This is a genomic window from Serratia sp. Ag1, assembly GCF_000743355.1.
Taxonomy (GTDB): Bacteria; Pseudomonadota; Gammaproteobacteria; order Enterobacterales; family Enterobacteriaceae; genus Chania.
In genome coordinates, this window is record NZ_JQEI01000023.1 from 210529 (window position 1) to 230624 (window position 20096).

Here is a 20096-nt window from a genome sequence, read left to right on the forward strand (position 1 = left end):
GGGTAGTAAATTCGCACCCCTTCAATGATTGTGCTGCTGATCGGGTTCATTCTGACTGGAACCAATCTTCAGCACTCTCCCATGTCTCCTGCAATATTTCCTCGATCGCCTCCCTGTCTGCCGGTGTCGCACTGCCAACTGATAGCCCATCCATACCAGCCATCCGAACGGTAGCCTCCGCGTCAGGAAATTTTCGCTGCAGACGCTTGTTGAGTTCAACGGCCAGCGCAGCAGCGGCACCGTCAGGCAGCTTCTTTTTCTTATCGATTGTCACTTCAACATGCAGCATGATTTAGCCTCCATATGATGACTGTGATTTTATACAGTATAAATCTATGAAAAACCATTCTGCAAAACTATTTTTAACCGCCTGTTTTAAAAGTAGTTTTTAATTGCAATATTTTCATGGTTTTCAGTGGTTGAAATGGAGATAACTATCTTATAAACAGTTGGTTATCTCCATTCCGCTCACCTAATGAAGCAGTATATCGAGAAGCATTCACCGCTGGATGCGGCGGCGTTTGAACCTAAGGGTGAGATTGTTTATAAGTAATTAAATTTAATAGCGGTTTTCTTTCAGTGATATGATTGAAAACCGCTGTTTCCTGCCTTCGAAAAAACTTTTCCGCAAAACGGTACAAAAAACGACCGTCATTACACCGCGATAACTGTCCAATTTTTGCTGGGTAAGATCGGGTCAATACAGCCAGCGGCCAGCTTTGGCGGATTCTATTAACATAGTGATAGTTAGTGGTTCTGGTTCGATATAATAAACCCGCTGTGATTTAGGCAAAAGGAAGTTGGGAATAAATCCTCTTTCATATGGCCAGTATTTTAGAAAATCGAACCCTGCACGTTTCACGCTAAACTTGTCGAAGAATTCATTCATGATGAGATCACCTTCCTCTCTTGCCCAGGGGTGTCTGCCTGTAGACAGGCTGGTGTCTATTGTTAGTGGTCGTTTCTTGCTGAATGGTGTGGGAAGATTCCATTTCGAATCATACCACTCGAAAACCTCTTGTGCCTTACCATCTAGCCCCATAATTGATCTCCATTTCTGGCAATGAGGTGATAGGTTGTGACCGCTTTCCATGCAATTGTGGTCACATCATTAGCGATGAAAGCCACACCTAAGATAGGTATCCATCGGCCAGAAAAAGCGCCAAGATTGGTTACGTAACTAAACTTTCGTCTTTTGATAGATACATTCGTAAGCGTTGGTAGTCGCATCCCTGTTTCTATATTAACCCAGCGTCGAAGGTTCTCACTGAGGATGCTTGTGCTTTTTGTTGTTCCTGCGGGCTTCCATTTTGTGCTCTTGAGTGGCTGACCCAGGATAACCAATGCCAAAGCAATGACATCACCAACACCTAGCTGTTTTTGGGCCTCTTCGACGAAGATCCAAAAAAACAATTCTCCAGCACTCAGGTTATGCATTCCTTTATAGAAATACTTCCCGCCCAGCTGTTCAACCGTATCCATCACTTTTCCTTGTCGATTGGCTTGGCTGTAACATAGCCAACTACACACAAGGTTTCAATGGTCACACTTGGAATTTGAAAAAAAAAGCCACAATATCAGTCATGTGGCGCGTACCGGCTTCAATCAGTCTGGCAACAGGTGGTGCTTAACCGAAAGCGATATACCCATCATACTTGCATGTTGGCGGCCCAATCACATGATGTCCTGAGCCTCCAGCGCTGGCCGCCTACAAGCAATTCGGTATAGACCTCTCTACCCAAAATCGGTATTTATTTCGAAGTGTGAAATATATCGTAGTATTATTTATTCCCCTCTGTTAAACATTGCTTATGCTTTGGAAAGCTGGCTGTCTTCTAAAGTATTCACTTTGTGACTCAGAGAGGGATTTTGCAATGAAGGCAAAGAGTTTAATCATTAGCATGCTTGTTTCTTTAGCCCTGGCGGGCTGTGATACGGCAGAAAAAAGCACTATGGATAGCAGCAATAACAGCGGGAGCAATAGCAGCAACAATAGTGGTAACAACAACAACGGTAACAACAATAGCAACGGTAATAACGGCGGGAATAATGGCGGTGATATCAAGCCACCAGCAACCACTCTGCCTTACTTTGCCGATTGGGAAAACGTTAACAGCGTAATCAAAAAAGATCCTGCCATGGAGGCGGAAATTCAGCGCATTCTGGCGATGATGACGCTGGAAGAAAAAGTAGGGCAGATGGTACAGCCTGATTTACGCGATGTTACCCCTGAAGAGGCAGAGAAATATAAATTAGGTTCTATCCTGAACGGCGGCGGTGCTGCTCCAGGTAATAATAAATACGCCACGGCTGAAGAGTGGGCGAAAGAAGCGGATAAATATTGGCTGGCGGTAGAACGTGCTTATGAAGGGCGCGGATTCAGAATCCCCTTTATGTGGGCGACAGATGCGGTTCACGGCCATAACAACGTGTTTATGGCAACGGTTTTCCCGCACAACATTGGCCTGGGGGCTGCGCGTGACCCTGACCTGATTGAAAAGATTGGCGCAGTGACTGCGCGTGAAATTGTCGCAACCGGCTTGGACTGGACGTTTGCCCCGACCGTGGCAACTCCGCGTGATTATCGCTGGGGCCGCGTATACGAAGGTTATTCTGAAGATCCCGAGATCGTTTACGAGTATGCCAAACGTATGGTGCAAGGTATTCAGGGCGGTGAAGAAGGCCTGAAAGGCGAACTGAACGTGATTTCGAACGTTAAGCATTGGGTGGGGGACGGCGGCACTCTGCAAGGTATCGATCACGGTCAAAACCGCTACACCGAGGAGTATCTGCGTAACATTCATGCCATGGGCTATATCGGCGGCCTGAGTGCGGGGGCACAGGTGGTGATGAGTTCATTTAACTCATGGTGGAACCCGGCCAACTTCGATCCGATGGTAGGTAACCCGTATTATTCTGCTTCTGACACCGACTCTGGTTATATGCAAAACCAGAAAATCCACGGCTCAAAGTATCTGATCACCGATGTGCTGAAAGGCAAAATGGGTTTTGATGGCTTGGTTGTGACCGACTGGAACGGTCAAGGTGAGATCAACGGTTGCTCTGCGGCTAACTGCCCGCAGGCAGTTATCGCCGGTAATGACGTCTTCATGGTGACATCGCGCAATGACTGGCACGCATTTTACCAGAACGTCATCGATCAGGTTAAATCCGGTATTATCCCAATGGAGCGTATCGATGATGCGGTAACCCGTATTTTACGCGTCAAGATGCGTGCCAACCTGTGGGAAAAACCGATGCCCAGCCAGCGTGCTTTAGCGGGCAAGCAGGAGATCCTGAGCGCCCCTGAACACGTTGCCGTAGCGCGCCAGGCGGTATCAGAATCATTGGTGCTGTTGAAGAACGAAGGGCAGGTGCTGCCACTGAAGAAAGGGGCGAAATATCTGGTGGTGGGTTCTGCTGCCAACGATATCACCAAGCAAACAGGGGGCTGGTCGCTTTCATGGCAGGGCGATGGGAACACCATCGAAAAAGACTTCCCGAACGCTCAGACTCTGTTAATGGCCATGAAGCGCGTGGTCGGTGCTGAGAATGTGATTACCGATGTTTCAGCCACTACGCCTGAAGAAGCGGTGGCGGTTGCTGTCATTGGTGAAGATCCTTACGCTGAAATGTTCGGTGATATTTCAAAATCACAGACGCTGGAGTTCGCTGCGCTAAAACCGAAGTATAAGCAAGATGCTGAACTGATTAAATCGCTCAAAGAACAGGGCTATAAAGTGGTTACGGTGTTCTATTCCGGGCGCCCTCTGTATGTGAACGAAGAGATCAATAACTCCAATGCGTTTGTCGCGGCCTGGTTACCCGGTACAGAAGGCCTGGGGATCACGGATGTGCTGTTCGGTGATAAGGATTTTAAAGGCAAATTATCCTACACCTGGGGAGCAACCAAGTGCTCGACCACCATTAACCGTGCTGCGCCCAATATTGCAGGCTACGTCACTCCGGTTGATGGGATCACTGGCCAAGCGATTGAACAGGAGCTTAATGGCGAATATAAGCAGCTCTTTCCCTACGGCTATGGCTTGAACTACGCGGGCAAAACTGATGTAGCGGCAACGGAAGCCGATTTGAACAATCTTCCTCTGGATCCCCGTGATTATGGCTGCGGTATTTCCGCACCTGATACCGGCGTGGCTGATTCTCCTCTGGAAATCTACGGTAAGAATGCCAAAGGCGAATTTGTCGCTGCAATGTCAGGAGATATTAACGGTTGGTCGAAGCTGGTAATTACTAAAGGCGAAACGACCATTGGTTCGGTTACCACTAAAGGGATCGACTATCAGGGCATGCAGCAGTCGGCCTTGAACGTCAATTTCAGCGGGGAAACCGAGGGCTTTGTCGGTAAATCTGCCGCTCAAATTTATATGCAGACCATTGACGGGAAAGGGGCTGATTACAGTCGCTATGTGAATGCTAATTCGACTATCGAATTCGACATTCGCATTAACTCAGGCAACCCTGCTTTGGTTAACCTGTCTACGCACTGTGAATATCCTTGCCGTGGCGAAGTTAATATCGCCAATATTCTGCCCAAGCCTTCAAGCGAGTGGTCGACAATTAAAATCCCTGTTCAATGTATGGTAGAAACCGGGATGTCGTATCAGATGATGAATACGCCTTTCCTCATCTACACCGCAGAAGCGATAAACTTTGATATCGGTGCAATCCGTTATGTGCCGCAGCCTGATGGTTTACCGAAGGATGCGATTCCCTGCGAGACGTTCCATGCAAGTGAATTGCCCCCGCTGGAGGGTGCAAGCTACGATATTCTGGCGGACTTGAGTGCAACAATAGTCACCAGCGATCAGTACAGCACGGATAATGGGCAACCAATACCGCAAGGCTTCACGCATATGGCGGTTACGACGACGGATTCTGTCACCAGCGTTGCATATAACGCGAATAGCCCAGAAGCATACAAAGGCCTATTGCACTTTAATTTCGCGCCCCAGAACTTCAAACAGTTCGCCAGCGGTAATTTACAGTTCGATATCCTGGTTAAATCGCTGGGCGCGCAAAAGCAAGATGCTGCACAAACCGGGTTAGTGATTAAAATCGATGGCAACAAAGGTGACACAGGGGATATGTTTGTCGAATCACTGGCAGGCTCGAAGCTGGTTATAGGCGAATGGCGAACCATTGTCGTCCCGATGAGTAGCGTGGTGGCTAAAGTCAGTAATGCTTACTTTGATCAGAGTCTTAAGAGCTTCACGATATTCCCTGCGTGGGGGAATATACAAGCAGGCTTTGAGTACGAGATTAAGAACATCAAGTTTATCAAGTGATTCTAAGGTGTGAACTGCGGTGGCTGCGAGGCGGCCACCGTTTTCCATTCTCAATCCCCACCATTCAGTCCCGCTTGGCGATATCGGCAAAGTTACCCGTCAGCAAACGGCATAAATCGTTGGCGGCGAGTTCAATATCCAACCCGCGTTTGCCGCCGGAAACGAAAATTGTGGTGAACTGCTGTGCCTGGCTGTCGATCACCGTTGGTAGTCGTTTTTTCTGCCCAAGTGGGCTGATACCCCCCACCAGATAGCCTGTTACCCGCTGTGCCAGGAGCGGATCAGCCATCTCGGCTTTTTTGGCTCCCAGCGCTTTGGCGACCTTTTTCAAATCTAACTGGGTGGCGACTGGCGTTACCGCAACTGCCAGATTCTTGCCATCGCCGTTAAGCGCCACCAACAGGGTTTTATAGACCTGTTCAGCATTCAACCCCAGCTTTTTCACCACCTCGTCACCGAAGTTGGTTTCTTCGCTGTCGTGATGATAGGGATGAAGAGTAAAGGCGACCTTTTGTTTTTCAAGCAGTACCACTGCGGGCGTCATAAGGTGTTTTCCTAAACGGTGGGAAGATTGCAGCCTGAAGCCGTAAACTACAAAAACCTAACTGACTAGGCAACCAGCAGCGAGAATAAATAAAGGCGGTTGCCAACAGGTTCGCTGGATTGCTACTCTGCCGATATAACTAAAATATGAAAAACTCCTCTTTGACTGGCCAATAGCGATATTGGCCACTTTTTTAACGGTTTTTCAGCATGGCGGGCAGATTATCTTCGCCATACAGATGCAAGGCCCCGACGGCCACCACGTAATTGCCCGGCGGTAACGCTTCTAATTTTTGCTGCCAATGGCGGTTGCGACGATGCATCAATACGTCATACAGTTCGGCGCAAAAAGTGGAGGGTAAGGTCTCTTGTGTGGCGTTCGGTTTGGTATCTAGCCACCAACTCATCATGGTTTGCAGCAGCCGCGCATTGGTATGCCAGTGTTCCAGCGTATCGTGCAGCAACGCCATTCCGCCCTCTGGCAATTGTTCCAGCATCCCCAGTTGTTCCTCAGCGCCTTCCAGTTCAATCACCGGTTTCTGTTGTGCTTTAGCGGCCTGCAACAGCTGATAGTCGATACCGTATTCAGCACGCAATCCTAGCTGCTGCGCCTGTCGTGCTTGCAACATCAGAGCCACTTGCCAGCCTGGCAGGGTAGAGAGGGGGGTCACATCGGTTCCCAACTCCAGACACAGGGTTTGTAACCGGCAAAACTCCTCAGCAGAGAGGCGTTGTTCCAGCCGCTCTTGCTCTGTGGTTTGACCAAAGGGTGAGGAAGAGCTGGTGATATCGGCCTCAACGATCAGCGCATCGGCCTGTTGCAAGCGCGCGATCAAGCGCGCAGGCAGTGGCGACATATTAACCGTACCCATATGAATGCTACCCACCAGATGGAGCTGACGGTTGCCCGGCAGAGTGATATCCAAGGCTGGATAGGCATGGGCGATTGGGGAAATAATGCCGAGGAAAGCAGCGATGCGGCGTAGCAGTTGACCCATACGGCGTGGCTCCTGGTTAACGTTTGCCACATGCTAAACGCTATCAGCCCCATAAGAAAGTCTGAACAGTGCAGGAATGATCCCAAAGCCAAGCGCAACGCAACCGTTGGATTGGTTGCATTGCGCTGTAGGGTTACTGTTTGGGCGTAAAGCGCAGCAGCCGATTGGCGTTGCTGACCACGGTGATGGACGAAAGCGCCATGGCTGCGCTGGCGATCATCGGGCTGAGCAGCGTGCCGGTCAGCGGATACAACACCCCGGCGGCGATCGGGATACCGAGCGAATTGTAGATAAATGCACCGAGCAGGTTCTGTTTCATGTTGCCGATGGTGGCTTTTGACAGTGCCAGCGCGTCAGCAACCCCATGCAGGCTGTGGCGCATCAGGGTAATGGCGGCGGTTTCAATCGCGATATCGCTGCCCCCTCCCATAGCAATGCCTACGTCGGCCTGAGCCAATGCTGGGGCGTCGTTGATGCCGTCACCCACCATCGCCACGCGCTGGCCTTGAGCCTGCAACTGCTTGATGGCTTCTGCTTTGCCATCCGGCAAGACACCAGCGATCACCCGGTCAATACCGGCCTCTTTAGCGATCGCATTGGCGGTAACCGGGTTGTCGCCGGTTAACATCACCAGTTGGTAACCTTGCTGATGCAAACGTTGCAGCGCCTTCACGCTATCGCTGCGCAACGGATCGCGGATGGCGATCAGGGCCGCTGGTTTGCCATTGGCTGCCAACAGGACCGGAGTGATACCACGCTCGGCCTGTTGCTGCATCTGAGCATCCAATTCGTGAGGGATCGCGATCTGGTTTTCCTGCAGCAGCTTGGCATTGCCCAACAACAACGGTACACCTTCCACTTCGCCGCTGACGCCGAAGCCGCGCAATGTGCGGAACTGCGCCACCTGCGGCAAGGTTTGTTCACTGGCATGTTCCACGATGGCTCGCGCCAGCGGGTGGTTGGCCCCTTGCTCCAGCGCTGCCGCCCAGCGTAATGCCTGTTGTTCATTTACCGGGTTAAAGGCGATGATTTCTACCACCCGTGGCTGGCCTTCTGTCAGTGTGCCGGTTTTATCGAATACCAGAGTATCCAATGTGCTGGCCTGTTGCAGCGCATCGGCATCACGGATCAGCACCCCAAACTCTGCCGCACGGCCAACGCCGGAGATAATCGACATCGGTGTCGCCAACCCTAACGCGCAAGGGCAGGCAATAATCAACACCGTGGTAGCGATCACCAAGGTGTAGATCAACTGCGGTTGCGGGCCCAAAAAGTACCAGACTGCGCCGCTGAACAGGGCGATAGCCACCACTGCCGGGACGAACACCGCCGAAACCCTGTCTGCCAGCTTGCCGATCTCCGGCTTGCTGCTTTGTGCCTGGCGCACCAGCTTGATAATGCGCGCCAATGTGGTTTGGCTACCGATGGCCGCTGCGCGGAACAGCACGCTACCGTCGTCAACTACCGTACCGGCATGCACGTTGTCACCGATCCCTTTTTGCTGCGGCACGGCTTCACCGGTCAGCATGGCTTCATCGATCCACACTTCGCCTTGCAGGATTTCGCCATCCACCGGAATGCGATCGCCGGTGGTCAGGCGCAAGGTCATACCCAGTTGTACTTCGGCCAGCGGAATATCCCGTTCGCCGTTTTCTGTCACCAGCCTGGCGGTGGGGGGCGTCAGATCGAGCAACCGCTCCAGCGCCTGGGACGAGCGTTGCCGCGCACGCTGTTCAATAGCATGACCCAGGTTAATCAAACCGATGATGATTGCACTGGCTTCGTAATACAGATGCCGAGCTTCCATTGGGAACAGGTCGGGCCAGATATTGACGCTGATGGAGTACAGCCAGGCAGCGCCGGTACCTAAAGCGACTAGCGTATCCATGGTTGCACTGCCGTTCAGCAGCGCGCGCCAGGCATTGCGATAAAAATGCCCACCGGCAAACACCATTACCGCCAGAGTGAGCAGGCCGACCAGCAGCCAGGGTTGCTGGTTTTCCGGCGTCAGCGACATACTGCCGCCAAACAGATCCCACAGCATCAGCGGGATCCCCAGCGCCAGCCCCAGCGCTGCCTGCCAGCGGAAGCGTTTCATATTCGCCTGAGCGGTTTGATGCTGGCGTGCGCGGCGTTCGGTTTCGTCCTGGATCATCTCTGCGCCATAACCGGCTTTTTCTACTGCAGCGATCAGGGCCTCGGGGGCTGCGCTACCGGTAATCAGCGCGCTACGCTCTGCCAGATTGACCCGCGCCTGCTCAACACCGGGAACATGTTGCAGCGCGTTCTGTACCTTACCGACGCAACTGGCACAGCTCATACCGCTGAGCAACAGCTGGACGCTATCGTTGTCAGTTGCCGGAAGGAGTGTGTGGGCCGCTGCCTGAGTTTCCGGCAAAGGAGGTTCAGATGCAGTCAGCGGCTCAGTTTTTGGGTGGCTGCTGGCTCCCGTCAGGCTGGCATGAAAACCGGCATTTTCTATTGCGGCGATCAGTTGTTCGGTTTCGGCCTCGCCATACACTTTAGCCGCTGCAAGAGTGACTTCAGCGGCGATGACGCCGGGCACGGCTTCTAACGCCTTGCGGGTGCTGCCAACGCAGTGCATGCAGGAAAGGCCGGAGAGCTGTAGCTCGGTATCGGCCTGTGTGGCGATCTGCGCCTGATAGCCAGCGGCAATAACGCTTTCAATTAAAGCGTTTGCCGGGGCTTCCCCTGTCACCTTGGCATAGTGAACGTTTACTTCGGCCTGTTCGACATCGTTGCGGCTTTCCAGGGTTTTTTTCACCCTTTGCGCGCAATTCATGCAGGAAAGACCCTGCAGTGCCAGCACGGTAATGTGACTCATGATTTATTTCCTCGCAAAAAAGGGCCGTTGCTTAAGGCTTGACCGCCTTGATGATTATCATTAAGAATAAGGTTAAACCTTCCCGCAAGGTTAAGGTCAAGGGGGTTCAATGAATATCAGTGACGTTGCTAAAAAAACCGGTTTAACCAGCAAGGCAATCCGTTTCTATGAAGAGAAAGGCTTGGTGACTGCGCCAATCCGCACGGAAAACGGCTACCGCAGTTACGATGCGAAGCATATTGAAGAGTTGACGCTGTTGCGCCAGGCGCGTCAGGTTGGCTTCAACCTGGATGAATGCCGTGAACTGGTGACATTGTTCAACGATCCCGCGCGCCACAGTGCCGATGTTAAGGCCCGCACGCTGCAGAAAGTGGCCGAGATTGAAAAGCACATCAGCGAATTGGGCAAAATGCGCCAACGCTTGTTAACCTTGGCGGAACAGTGCCCGGGAGATGAGGGAGCAGACTGCCCGATCATTAACAATCTGGCAGGCTGCTGTCATCAGCATTAACGGTTAACCGCGCGGATCACCAGCGTAACACCTTCGACGGCCACCACTTCAACTTCGGTGCCGACCGGCAGATCCTCATTGGCCTGCGCGCGCCAACTGCTATCGCCGATGTTGATACGGCCCATGCCGTTGTGCATCGGTTCGGTCAAGGTTGAGCGGATACCAATCAACTGGCGATTACGCTGGTTCAGCACCTGCGAACCGCTGCTGGCTGCCGCAGGCCGCTGGCGCAGCCAATACCACCACAGATAGGCCACGACGATGGTCATAACGGCGAAAATGGCCCCCTGCCACTCCCAGTCGAGCTGGGGCAGCAACCAGACGATCACCCCGACCAACACCGCCGACAGGCCACTCCACAGCAGATAACCGCTGGCACCAAGCATTTCGGCTGCCAGCAGCAACCCACCGAGAGAGATCCAGAACCATTGCGGGTTTGCTGCGATCTGCTCAATCATGATTATTTGCCTTTGGTGTCTTTCAGCAGCTCAGTGATGCCACCGATGGAACCCAGCAGGCTGCTGGCGTCCAGCGGCATCATGATCACTTTGCTGTTATTGGCAGAGCCGATTTTCTGCAGCGCATCGGTGTACTTTTGTGCCACAAAGTAGTTAACCGCTTGCAGGTTACCGTTGGCGATGGCATCAGAAACCAACTGCGTCGCTTTTGCTTCTGCTTCGGCGGCACGTTCACGCGCTTCCGCCTGCAGGAATGCAGACTGGCGCTCCCCTTCGGCTTTCAGGATCTGCGACTGTTTATCCCCTTCGGCGCGCAGGATTGCTGCCTGACGTACCCCTTCAGCTTCCAGAATATCGGCACGTTTGGTACGTTCAGCCTTCATCTGTGCGTTCATGGAGGCGATCAGCTCGGCAGGCGGGCGCACGTCACGGATTTCGATACGGGTAATTTTGACGCCCCAAGGATTGGTGGCCTCATCGACGATATGCAGCAGGCGGCTGTTGATGCTGTCGCGCTGTGAAAGCATTTCGTCCAGTTCCATGGAGCCAAGCACGGTACGGAAGTTGGTCATGGTGAGGTTAACGATCGCCTGTTCCAGGTTGCTGACCTCATAGGCGGCACGCGCCGGATCGACCACCTGAATAAAGCACACGGCATCAATTGCTACGTTGGCGTTATCGCGCGAGATAATCTCTTGGGAAGGGATATCCAGCACCTGCTCCATCATATTGATTTTACGGCCAATACGATCCATAAACGGCACAACGATATTGAGCCCCGGCATCAAGGTTTTGGTGTAACGGCCAAAGCGTTCTACTGTCCATTGAAAGCCTTGCGGCACAATTTTTACGCTGGCGAAGACGATAATCAACGCAACAACGATCACAACCGGAATAACGGTAAACATGGCATAACCTCCTGTCAGACGTATTAATAGATAGTACGCCAACACGAGATAATATGCCCGCCATACTTCAAGCCGCAGTTGGAAAGGCAGGGCACAGCAGGCTGCACCCTGATGATTGAAGAGTTAGTACAATAAAGAATAAAGCTGACGGCGGTATCTGGCAGCGAGCACATCACCAGTGCCCAGCGCGGCCAGAATATCCATCAGTGTTTTACGCGCATTACCGTTTGCGGTGGCCAGATCTTTTTGCAGATGGCCCATCAGCAGTTCCAGCGCTTCTTCGTTACGGCCAACCTGATGCAGTTGCAGGGCGAGTTGAACCGCCAGCTCAGCGTTTTCTGGCTGCTGCTGCACCTGTTGTTGCAACTGTTGGATTTCTGGCGTATCGGCGGCCTGTTTCAGTAACTCAATCTGGGCGACCAGCCCTTGATAGCGGGTATCGCGATCCTGCAGGGGAATGGTGGCCAGCACTGCTTCTGCATCTTCCATTTTGTTCAGCGCGATTTGCGTTTCAGCCAGCGTCAGGCCGATGTCGCTACGCTGGTTGCTGGCTTGCCAGGCCTCTTTCAGCAGCGGCAGGGCATCAGCGGCGCGATCTTCCTGCAACAGTTCCAGCGCTTCCGCCAGTTTCAGGTCTTCGGTTTTAGGCAGAAAGCGCTGCAGGAACTCACGGATCATCTCTTCCGGCTGCGGGCCCTGGAAGCCGTCAACCGGCTGGCCTTCTTGGAACATATAAACGGTTGGGATCGAGCGCAGCCCAAATTGGGAGGCGATCATCTGCTCGGCATCGCAGTCTACCTTGGCCAGAATGAACTGCCCCGCGTATTCCGCCGCCAGCTTCTCCAGCACCGGATTAAGTTGCAGGCAATGTTGGCTGCGATCGGACCAGAAGTAGAACAGCACTGGAATGGACATGGACTGTTCCAGCGTCTGGTGCAGGTTTGTTTCGTTAATATCAACAACAGCGTGAGCTAGCATGGTTTTTCTCTCTGAGCTTGCGGAGCGATTTGATTCTAAATGGGGGCGAACTGATGCACTTCAACCCTGGTCTTAACCATTGCTGCGCATCAGCCAGTCCAGCATACGGCCAGGCAGCACGCGGCGCAGGATCCCCAACGCATGGGCCAGCAGCGTGACCGGATAACGCAATTTGGCCCTCGGGCTTTCCAGCGCGTGGCGCAGCTTCGGCAGCACGGCCTCTGGCGGCAGCGTCAGCAACCTGGCGATACTGGGGTTATGTACCGGTTTATCGCTCTGGGTCTGGTTGACGTTCTGGGTAAAATGCGTGGTAAGCGGGCCGGGTTCGATCAGGCTGACCTGAATGCCAGTACCGTGCAGTTCCATCCGCAGCGCATCCGACCAGGCTTCCAGCGCAAACTTGCTGGCGGCATAGGCTCCGCGCCCGGCGCTGGAAACCAGCCCCATCACCGAACTGGTCTGAATAATGCGGCCTTCGCCGTGTGGCAGCATGGCGGGCAATAATAACTGCGTCAGTTGATGCGTACCGAACAGGTTGGTTGAGAACTGCTGTTCCAGCTGTTGGCGTGAGATTGCGCTGAGCGGGCCATAAACGCCGTAACCGCCATTGTTGAACAGGCCGTACAGACGGCCACCGGTCATGTCTATCACCTGCGCGGCGGCGCGTTCTACGCTGGCGCTGTCGTCCAGATCCAGCTCAACCGCTTCCAACCCGAGCTGGTGCATATTTTCGACATCCTGCGGCTTACGGCAGGCGGCCAGCACGCGGTAGCCACGATTACGCAGATCCTGTGCGGCAATCAATCCAATTCCGCTGGAGCAGCCGGTTATCAATATTGCTTTTTGCATAACTTTACCTAGTAGGCAGCCCTATTTAGTTAGACTCATGTTTTACTAGAGGTTCCAGCCGCTCTGCCATCCAGGTGGCAATAAACGGCTGGGCATCCTGATTAGGATGCAATCCGTCATCCTGCATCCATTCCGGTTTGATCACCACGTGTTCCATAAAGAACGGCAATAGCGGAATATTGAACTGCTTGGCTAATGCTGGGTAGATGGCACTGAAAGCCTCGGTGTAGCGGCGGCCATAGTTTGGCGGAATATGGATTTGCATCAGCAGCGGTTGTGCGCCAGCCTGCTGCACCTGAGTGATGATCTGGCTGAGATCGCGCTGAACATCCTGGGCCGGGAAACCGCGAAGCCCATCGTTAGCGCCCAGTTCAATCATCACCCAGCGCGGCTGGTGCTGTTTCAACAGTTCAGGCAGGCGCGCCAAGCCCTGGGCTGCGGTGTCACCGCTGATACTGGCGTTGATCACCTGTGGGCCACCGGGCTGTTTTTGCCAATGGTTGGCCAGCAGCGTTGGCCAGGCCTGAGCTACCGGCAAGCGGTAACCGGCACTTAAACTGTCGCCAAGAATCAATAAGGTATCGGTGGCGGCAGCACGTAAACTGAATAATCCCAACAGCAAAAGGAAGGGAAGATGCCAGCGGAAAACGTTCTTGAAGTTCATCATCTTAGTAAACACGTTGGTCAGGGGGAACATCAGCTCACCATCCTTACCGGAGTCGAGCTGGTTGTCAAACCCGCGCAGACAATTGCCCTGATTGGCGAGTCTGGCTCGGGTAAATCGACACTGCTGGGGATCCTGGCCGGATTGGACGATGGCAGTGCAGGCGAGGTGCGCTTATTGGGCAAATCGCTGACCACGTTGGATGAAGAGGGGCGGGCTGCGTTACGGGCGAAGAATGTCGGGTTTGTGTTTCAATCCTTTATGCTGGTGCCGACGCTGAATGCGTTGGAGAACGTACAATTACCGGCGTTGCTGCGCGGTGAGAGCGATCGCCACAGCCGTGAACAGGCGGTGAAATTGCTGGAGCAGCTTGGCTTAGGGCAGCGCCTGAATCATTTGCCCGCGCAGCTTTCCGGCGGTGAGCAACAGCGCGTGGCGCTGGCACGGGCTTTCAGTGGCCGCCCGAGTGTGCTGTTTGCCGACGAACCGACCGGCAACCTCGATCGCCAGACTGGCGAGCGCATTGCTGACTTGCTGTTCTCCCTCAACCGCGATTTTTCCACCACGCTGATTCTGGTCACCCATGACGAAACGTTGGCGGCGCGTTGCCAGCGGCGGTTGCGCTTGCGTGAAGGCAAGCTGTGGGAGGAAGCATGATCTGGCGTTGGTTCTGGCGTGAATGGTGTTCACCTTCGCTGCTGATTGTCTGGCTGGCACTGACGCTGTCGGTGGCCTGCGTGTTGGCGCTCGGCAGTATCAGCGATCGTATGGACAAAGGCTTGAGCCAGCAAAGCCGCGATTTTATTGCCGGTGACCGCGTGTTGCGCGCTGCGCATCCGGTACCGGAGGGCTGGCTGCTTGATGCACAGCAACAGGGTTTACGGGTCAGCCGTCAGCTCAGCTTCACCACCATGACCTATGCCGGGGATCGCCCACAGTTGGCCAATGTGAAGGCCACCGATGTGGCTTACCCGCTGTATGGCAAGCTGGAAACCCGCCCGGTCAATATCAAACCAGAGCCCGGCACGGTGCTGGTGGCCCCTCGTCTGCTGGCCCTGCTGGATATCAAGGTGGGTGACAATCTGGATGTCGGAGATACCCGCCTGCGGATCGCGGGTGAAATCATTCAGGAACCGGATTCTGGTTTCAACCCGTTCCAGACTGCGCCAAGCATTATCATCAATCTGGCCGATGTGGACAAAACCGGTGCAGTCCAACCGGGCAGCCGTCTGACCTATCGCTACATGTTTGCCGGTACGCCGGAGAATATTCAGCGCTATGAAGAGCGCCTGAAGCCGCAGCTTAAGCCGGATCAACGCTGGTTTGGTCTGGAAGAATCCGGCAGCGCGCTGGGGAAATCGCTCCAGCGCTCGCAGCAGTTCCTGCTGCTTTCTGCCTTGCTGACGCTGCTGCTGTCGATTGCCGCCGTGGCGGTGGCGATGAGCCACTATTGCCGCAGCCGTTACGATCTGATCGCGGTGCTGAAAACCCTGGGGGCTGGGCGCAACGCGTTGAGCAGGCTGATTGTGGGCCAGTGGCTGGCGGTGCTGTTGCTGGCTGGAGCCTGCGGCAGCCTGATCGGGCTGGGGTTTGAAGCTTTGCTGATCCGCCTGTTGGCCCCGGTATTACCTGGGCAGTTGCCTGCCGCCGGAGCCTGGCCGTGGGTGTGGGCAATGGGGGCGCTGGTGATGATCTCATTGCTGGTCGGCCTGCGCCCATACCGGCAATTGTTGGCGACCCAACCGTTGCGCGTGCTGCGCCGTGACGTGGTGGCTAACGTCTGGCCGCTGCGTTACTTCCTGCCCGTGGCGGCGGTGATCGTCGTGGCTTTGCTCACCCTGCTGATGGGAGCCAGCACGTTGCTGTGGGCGATCCTCGCCGGGATGGTGGTTCTGGCGTTGCTGCTAGGTGGGATCGGTTGGGGCAGTTTGCTGTTGTTACGGCGCATTACGTTGAAAAACCTGGCGCTACGTCTGGCGGTGAGCCGCCTGCTGCATCAGCCGTGGGTGACGGTCAGCCAACTGGCGGCGTTTTCGCTGTCGTTTATGCTATTGGCTCTGTTGCTGGTGCTGCGTAACGATCTGCTCGATCGCTGGCAGCAGCAGTTGCCGCCGGATAGCCCGAATTATTTCCTGTTGAACATGACGCAGGCGCAGGTGCCGCAGGTCAAAACTTTCCTGCAACAGCATCAGTTAAAGGAAGAGACGTTCTACCCGATTGTGCGTGTGCGCCTGACCGAGATTAACCAGCAGTTGGCAACCGAAAGGGTGCACGAGAACGATCCGGGTGGTGAAGCCGTCAATCGTGAGCTGAACCTGACCTGGCAGGCCGAGCGGCCAGATCATAACCCGCTGACGGCAGGCACTTGGCCGCCACAGAAGGGGGAGGTTTCGATGGATGAAGGGATCGCCGGGCGGCTCAAGATCAAACTGGGCGACACCCTGACCTTCAGCGGCGACACCCAATCGTTCAGCGCTAAAGTCACCAGCCTGCGGCAGGTGGACTGGGAAAGCCTGAAGCCGAATTTCTACTTTATCTTCCCGCCGGGTGCCTTGGATAGTTTGCCGCAAACCTGGCTAACCAGCTTCCGTTACGACGGCGACGGCAAGATGTTGACTCAGCTTAACCGTCAGTTCCCTACGCTGAGTCTGCTGGACATTGGCTCGATCCTGAAACAGGTTGGCGGCGTGTTGCAGCAGGTGAGCCGTGCGCTGGAAGTGATGGTGGTGCTGGTGGTGATCTGCGGTGGTTTGCTGCTGTTGGCACAGGTACAGGTGGGCATGCGCCAGCGCAGGCAGGAACTGGTGGTTTACCGCACGTTGGGGGCGGGCAAACGCCTGCTGTGTGGCACGCTGTGGTGTGAGTTTGCCTTGCTCGGGTTAGTAGCGGGGATTGCCGCAGCGGTGGGGGCGGAGGCAGCGCTTTGGCTGTTGCAAACCCAGGTATTCGACTTCCCGTGGTCGCCGACGTTGCTGCTGTGGTGGGCATTGCCGCTACTCAGTGCATTGCTGCTTTCGCTCTGCGGCGGTTGGCTTGGCGTGCGTTTGCTGCGTGGGCAGGCGCTGTTTCGCGGTTACGAAGGTTAACGTTTGTCTTGCCATAATCCGCCAGCCACTGGGTAAGTCCAGTGGCTGGTTTATGAATTGGATGAATATTTACCCTGAATATACCTGTTGGCTGAGAGGTGAACGATATTGAAGCGGAATGTTAAGTGATTCTTAAGCGTGAGAGCTGTGTCTCATTTTTTTAGGAATAAAAAACCAAAATATCATCAATAATTGGTTTAAATAAACTATTTTCACTATTTGCCTGGTTATTCTTTCTAATCCTTTTCTTATTTAAGTCTTCGCTATGTCTTTATATGCCAATTTAATACCTATTAATGGGTATTTTTTATGCTTATTTAGCGATAAAAGAATTTGTTTATTGATTGCATCCTTTTTACACAAGAAATTAACCGGATCGTAAACTGGCGAGGTGTTTAAAAAAATCGTTCTTTATTGTTCATTAAAGATCTATCATCCATATAATTTATAAGGTTTTTATTGGGCGTGGCAGGATCTAATCACCGGATTGAACGGCTCAACCGTACACCACCAAGAATAAGAAAGCTCTCATGCTAAAAATCCTTTCTCTGTATATTTATTTTTACCAGCGAAAAAAATAGCCGCGCATAAGATTATTCACGTAAAAAGTGGCCTAAAGCGCTAGGAGAAACTTTGATTTACCTAGATTAGTTTATGGGCGTTATTTGTTACACCCAGTTTGACTCTGTTTTAAAGCCTAGTTAAAGTAGGGTTGTTATGTTCGAGTTGTTAAAAACTATGGTGCAAATATGTACCTGAGTACTCTTGAGTTTGAATATGCATCTGCACCTTGGAAGGTGCGGATATATTAATGCTTACATTCCTAAATGTGCGGGCATAAAAAATGATGACACTAAATCCGAACCGTTATTTTGTCGCTCAACAAATTACAGATATTTCCGAACCCCTTCTTTTTCGCACGCTAAAGGGGGAGGAGCGACTGTCCGAGATTTATCAACTGGATGTTGAACTGCTTTGCCCGAGTAATACCCTGGATCTCACTTCACTGCTTGGTAAGTCTTTTACCATTACAATTAATGACTTACCTGGTAATGAACGCTATTTAAATGGCAACATCACCGGTATGTCGCTGGCGGGTCGCGAAGAAAGCGGGGATAAATATTACCTCTATCGCGCCACGCTGCGCCCTACGCTCTGGTATTTAACGCAAAACCAGGACTGTAGGATCTTCCAGGGTAAAAGTGCGCCAGAAATCATTACCACTATATTAAGTGAGTACAAAGTCAAAGTTGAAAATCGCCTGAGCTATGATTACCGCTCTTGGGATTATTCTGTGCAATACCAGGAAAGTGACTATGACTTTATTTGCCGCCTGATGGAACATGAGGGTATCTATTTCTATTTTACCCACCAAGCTGATGGTCACACGATGGTGCTGGCCGATGCCCCGCAAGGGCACGATATTCTGACGGGCTATAGCAATATTGTGTATCGCCTGACGGAAGGGGGATTAACCGAAAACGACTCTACGATTTATGAGTGGAACGTTTCCGATATTATCACCCCGAGTTTGTATAGCATGGATGATTACGACTTCCGTAAGCCCCGTGCAAATCTGCTGGAAAACCGCCGTAACCCGATGTCCTACGCTAAAGAGAAAGCAGAGGTTTTCGACTGGCCGGGATGTTATACCGAACTGAGTCACGCACAGTTTTATGCTCGCGTTCGCCAGCAAGAATTTGAAGCGAATCATGAAAATATGCGAGGCCGTGCCTCTTCTCTCGGTATGGCACCTGGTTACCGGTTTATGCTGGGTAACGCCCCGCGCCCGGAAGATGCTCGTGAATATCTGACCATCGCCGCTCGCTATTTCTTTCAGGAAAACAGCTACACCAGTAATGACGAGGATGACGCCGAGCATTACACCGATTTTGAAGTTCTGCCCGCCAGCACCCAGTGGCGGCCAAAACGCAAAACCGCCTGGCCAAAAACATATGGCCCACAAACGGCAGAGGTGGTTGGCCCGGCGGGTGAGACGATCTGGACCGACAGCTATGGCCGGGTAAAACTCAAGTTCCGCTGGGATCGCTACAGCAAAGGCGATGAAACCAGCTCCTGTTGGGTGCGGGTTTCCAGCAACTGGGCCGGGTGGCAATACGGCGGCGTACAGATCCCAAGGATTGGCGAAGAAGTGGTGGTCGATTTTATCAACGGCGATCCTGACAGGCCGCTGATCATCGGGCGTGTCTACAACGAGGACAATATGCCCCCGTGGGACTTGCCAGCCAACGCCGCCAGAATGGGGATTATGAGCCGTACCACTGAGGGAGGGATCTCGAACGCTAACAGCCTCTTTATGGAGGATGTTCCAGGTGAAGAGAACTTTAACCTGCATGCCGAACGGGATATGAACGTTTCAGTGGAAAATAATCTGGATCTGCTGGTGGAAGGCGATACGACCAGTACGATCCTGAGAACGTCCACACTTGCAGTGACGGGGGATGCGGTAGAAACCTTCTCCAGTAATCTGACGACGACGGTGGCACAAACGCTGACCACCATTGCGCCAGTCATGATGATTCAGCCTACCACTAACCGGGTTTCCATTACGCCTGACGATCTGGAGGCAACAAAATTAAAAGTGTTTGCTGCCGGGTTGAGAGTTCAAGCGGTGGGGGCCGATATTCGGGTACGTGGGATGCATATTGACTCGACCCAGTTTGAAGCACAGGTGATCCCGACTTATTTGGGCGTTACCAGCGCTAAAATATTGGCTGATGATACCGTACTGAAAATATTTAAAGCACAAATTAATATTGGCAAGCTGGAGTTAAATGCCAAAGATTTGGTGCTGTATCTCTAATTAAAAAAGTATCAAGGGACGATTTTCCCTGGAAATAAACTGCACTTAGCGATCCATCATTAATGGAGCGCTAAGCAGCAGTAAATAATTAAAAAAGATAATACTTTTCTATTGCCTGTGATA

At 52.9% G+C, this 20096-nt stretch carries 16 protein-coding genes and 1 pseudogene; 6 read left to right on the forward strand and 11 right to left on the reverse strand.

Features of this window, described 5'->3' with window-relative positions:
* Positions 1–46 precede the first annotated feature (46 nt).
* A complete protein-coding gene (locus IV04_RS14355) occupies positions 47–286 on the reverse strand; it encodes a DinI-like family protein (protein WP_037441089.1) in 240 nt (79 codons plus the stop codon).
* A gap of 180 nt (positions 287–466) precedes the next feature.
* On the opposite strand from IV04_RS14355, the pseudogene IV04_RS27120 reads away from it, so the two are divergent.
* A pseudogene (locus IV04_RS27120) lies at positions 467–553 on the forward strand (bifunctional metallophosphatase/5'-nucleotidase); the annotation flags it as partial.
* A 144-nt stretch (positions 554–697) separates the two neighbouring features.
* Here IV04_RS27120 and IV04_RS14360 read toward each other — a convergent pair.
* Both IV04_RS14360 and IV04_RS14365 read right to left on the reverse strand, forming a co-directional pair.
* Entirely contained in the window at positions 698–1042 is a 345-nt protein-coding gene (locus IV04_RS14360) for a DUF1493 family protein (RefSeq protein WP_037394523.1), read from the reverse strand.
* Positions 1033–1482, reverse strand: a complete 450-nt coding sequence (locus IV04_RS14365) for an STM2901 family protein (protein WP_037394520.1) — start codon at positions 1480–1482, stop codon at positions 1033–1035. The genes IV04_RS14360 and IV04_RS14365 overlap by 10 nt, the downstream gene beginning before the upstream one ends.
* Before the next feature lie 419 nt (positions 1483–1901).
* On the opposite strand from IV04_RS14365, the gene IV04_RS14370 reads away from it, so the two are divergent.
* Positions 1902–5309: a glycoside hydrolase family 3 protein gene (locus IV04_RS14370; protein WP_197062132.1), complete on the forward strand. Its 3408-nt coding sequence runs from the start codon at positions 1902–1904 to the stop codon at positions 5307–5309.
* A 64-nt stretch (positions 5310–5373) separates the two neighbouring features.
* Here the strand turns inward: IV04_RS14370 and ybaK are convergent, their stop codons facing one another.
* The 3 genes from ybaK to copA form a co-directional block, all read right to left on the reverse strand.
* Positions 5374–5853: a Cys-tRNA(Pro)/Cys-tRNA(Cys) deacylase YbaK gene (gene ybaK / locus IV04_RS14375; protein ID WP_037394518.1), complete on the reverse strand. Its 480-nt coding sequence runs from the start codon at positions 5851–5853 to the stop codon at positions 5374–5376.
* A gap of 193 nt (positions 5854–6046) precedes the next feature.
* Positions 6047–6850 (reverse strand): TraB/GumN family protein, encoded by an 804-nt coding sequence (locus IV04_RS14380; protein ID WP_037394515.1) that lies wholly within the window; start codon positions 6848–6850, stop codon positions 6047–6049.
* A 133-nt stretch (positions 6851–6983) separates the two neighbouring features.
* Positions 6984–9695 (reverse strand): copper-exporting P-type ATPase CopA, encoded by a 2712-nt coding sequence (copA, locus tag IV04_RS14385; protein ID WP_037394512.1) that lies wholly within the window; start codon positions 9693–9695, stop codon positions 6984–6986.
* Positions 9696–9804: 109 nt separating this feature from the next.
* Here copA and cueR point away from each other — a divergent pair, with 109 nt between their 5' ends.
* Entirely contained in the window at positions 9805–10206 is a 402-nt protein-coding gene (gene cueR, locus IV04_RS14390; RefSeq protein WP_037394509.1) for a Cu(I)-responsive transcriptional regulator, read from the forward strand.
* On the opposite strand, the gene IV04_RS14395 is transcribed toward cueR, so the two are convergent.
* From IV04_RS14395 to tesA, 5 genes are all read right to left on the reverse strand, one after another.
* A complete protein-coding gene (locus IV04_RS14395; protein ID WP_037394506.1) occupies positions 10203–10664 on the reverse strand; it encodes an NfeD family protein in 462 nt (153 codons plus the stop codon). The genes cueR and IV04_RS14395 overlap by 4 nt on opposite strands.
* Before the next feature lie 2 nt (positions 10665–10666).
* Positions 10667–11572, reverse strand: coding sequence for an SPFH domain-containing protein (locus IV04_RS14400; RefSeq protein ID WP_037394503.1), 906 nt, complete (start codon positions 11570–11572; stop codon positions 10667–10669).
* A gap of 123 nt (positions 11573–11695) precedes the next feature.
* A complete protein-coding gene (locus IV04_RS14405; protein ID WP_037394500.1) occupies positions 11696–12550 on the reverse strand; it encodes a co-chaperone YbbN in 855 nt (284 codons plus the stop codon).
* Positions 12551–12622: 72 nt separating this feature from the next.
* Complete coding sequence (locus IV04_RS14410; protein WP_037394498.1) at positions 12623–13399, reverse strand: SDR family oxidoreductase; 777 nt, start codon at positions 13397–13399, stop codon at positions 12623–12625.
* Positions 13400–13424: 25 nt separating this feature from the next.
* On the reverse strand, positions 13425–14063 hold the full coding sequence (gene tesA / locus IV04_RS14415) for a multifunctional acyl-CoA thioesterase I/protease I/lysophospholipase L1 (RefSeq protein ID WP_161782099.1): 639 nt from the start codon (positions 14061–14063) through the stop codon (positions 13425–13427).
* On the opposite strand from tesA, the gene ybbA reads away from it, so the two are divergent.
* The 3 genes from ybbA (at position 14034) to IV04_RS14430 (ending at position 19973) form a co-directional block, all read left to right on the forward strand.
* Positions 14034–14720: a putative ABC transporter ATP-binding protein YbbA gene (gene ybbA / locus IV04_RS14420; protein ID WP_037394492.1), complete on the forward strand. Its 687-nt coding sequence runs from the start codon at positions 14034–14036 to the stop codon at positions 14718–14720. The genes tesA and ybbA overlap by 30 nt on opposite strands.
* On the forward strand, positions 14717–17149 hold the full coding sequence (gene ybbP, locus IV04_RS14425) for a putative ABC transporter permease subunit YbbP (protein ID WP_037394489.1): 2433 nt from the start codon (positions 14717–14719) through the stop codon (positions 17147–17149). The genes ybbA and ybbP overlap by 4 nt, the downstream gene beginning before the upstream one ends.
* An 844-nt stretch (positions 17150–17993) precedes the next feature.
* Entirely contained in the window at positions 17994–19973 is a 1980-nt protein-coding gene (locus tag IV04_RS14430) for a type VI secretion system Vgr family protein (protein ID WP_051916805.1), read from the forward strand.
* Positions 19974–20096: the final 123 nt, after the last annotated feature.

What these genes read in the sequence shown, in the direction of transcription:
- IV04_RS14410 (WP_037394498.1), bottom strand. Translation starts at nt 13,399, where the DNA reads ATGCAAAAAGCAATATTGATAACCGGCTGCTCCAGCGGAATTGGATTG.
- IV04_RS14405 (WP_037394500.1), bottom strand. Translation starts at nt 12,550, where the DNA reads ATGCTAGCTCACGCTGTTGTTGATATTAACGAAACAAACCTGCACCAG.
- IV04_RS14365 (WP_037394520.1), bottom strand. Translation starts at nt 1,482, where the DNA reads ATGGATACGGTTGAACAGCTGGGCGGGAAGTATTTCTATAAAGGAATG.
- ybbA (WP_037394492.1), top strand. Translation starts at nt 14,034, where the DNA reads ATGCCAGCGGAAAACGTTCTTGAAGTTCATCATCTTAGTAAACACGTT.
- IV04_RS14400 (WP_037394503.1), bottom strand. Translation starts at nt 11,572, where the DNA reads ATGTTTACCGTTATTCCGGTTGTGATCGTTGTTGCGTTGATTATCGTC.
- IV04_RS14380 (WP_037394515.1), bottom strand. Translation starts at nt 6,850, where the DNA reads ATGGGTCAACTGCTACGCCGCATCGCTGCTTTCCTCGGCATTATTTCC.
- IV04_RS14360 (WP_037394523.1), bottom strand. Translation starts at nt 1,042, where the DNA reads ATGGGGCTAGATGGTAAGGCACAAGAGGTTTTCGAGTGGTATGATTCG.
- ybaK (WP_037394518.1), bottom strand. Translation starts at nt 5,853, where the DNA reads ATGACGCCCGCAGTGGTACTGCTTGAAAAACAAAAGGTCGCCTTTACT.
- IV04_RS14370 (WP_197062132.1), top strand. Translation starts at nt 1,902, where the DNA reads ATGCTTGTTTCTTTAGCCCTGGCGGGCTGTGATACGGCAGAAAAAAGC.
- IV04_RS14430 (WP_051916805.1), top strand. Translation starts at nt 17,994, where the DNA reads ATGATGACACTAAATCCGAACCGTTATTTTGTCGCTCAACAAATTACA.
- IV04_RS14395 (WP_037394506.1), bottom strand. Translation starts at nt 10,664, where the DNA reads ATGATTGAGCAGATCGCAGCAAACCCGCAATGGTTCTGGATCTCTCTC.
- cueR (WP_037394509.1), top strand. Translation starts at nt 9,805, where the DNA reads ATGAATATCAGTGACGTTGCTAAAAAAACCGGTTTAACCAGCAAGGCA.
- tesA (WP_161782099.1), bottom strand. Translation starts at nt 14,063, where the DNA reads ATGAACTTCAAGAACGTTTTCCGCTGGCATCTTCCCTTCCTTTTGCTG.
- ybbP (WP_037394489.1), top strand. Translation starts at nt 14,717, where the DNA reads ATGATCTGGCGTTGGTTCTGGCGTGAATGGTGTTCACCTTCGCTGCTG.
- copA (WP_037394512.1), bottom strand. Translation starts at nt 9,695, where the DNA reads ATGAGTCACATTACCGTGCTGGCACTGCAGGGTCTTTCCTGCATGAAT.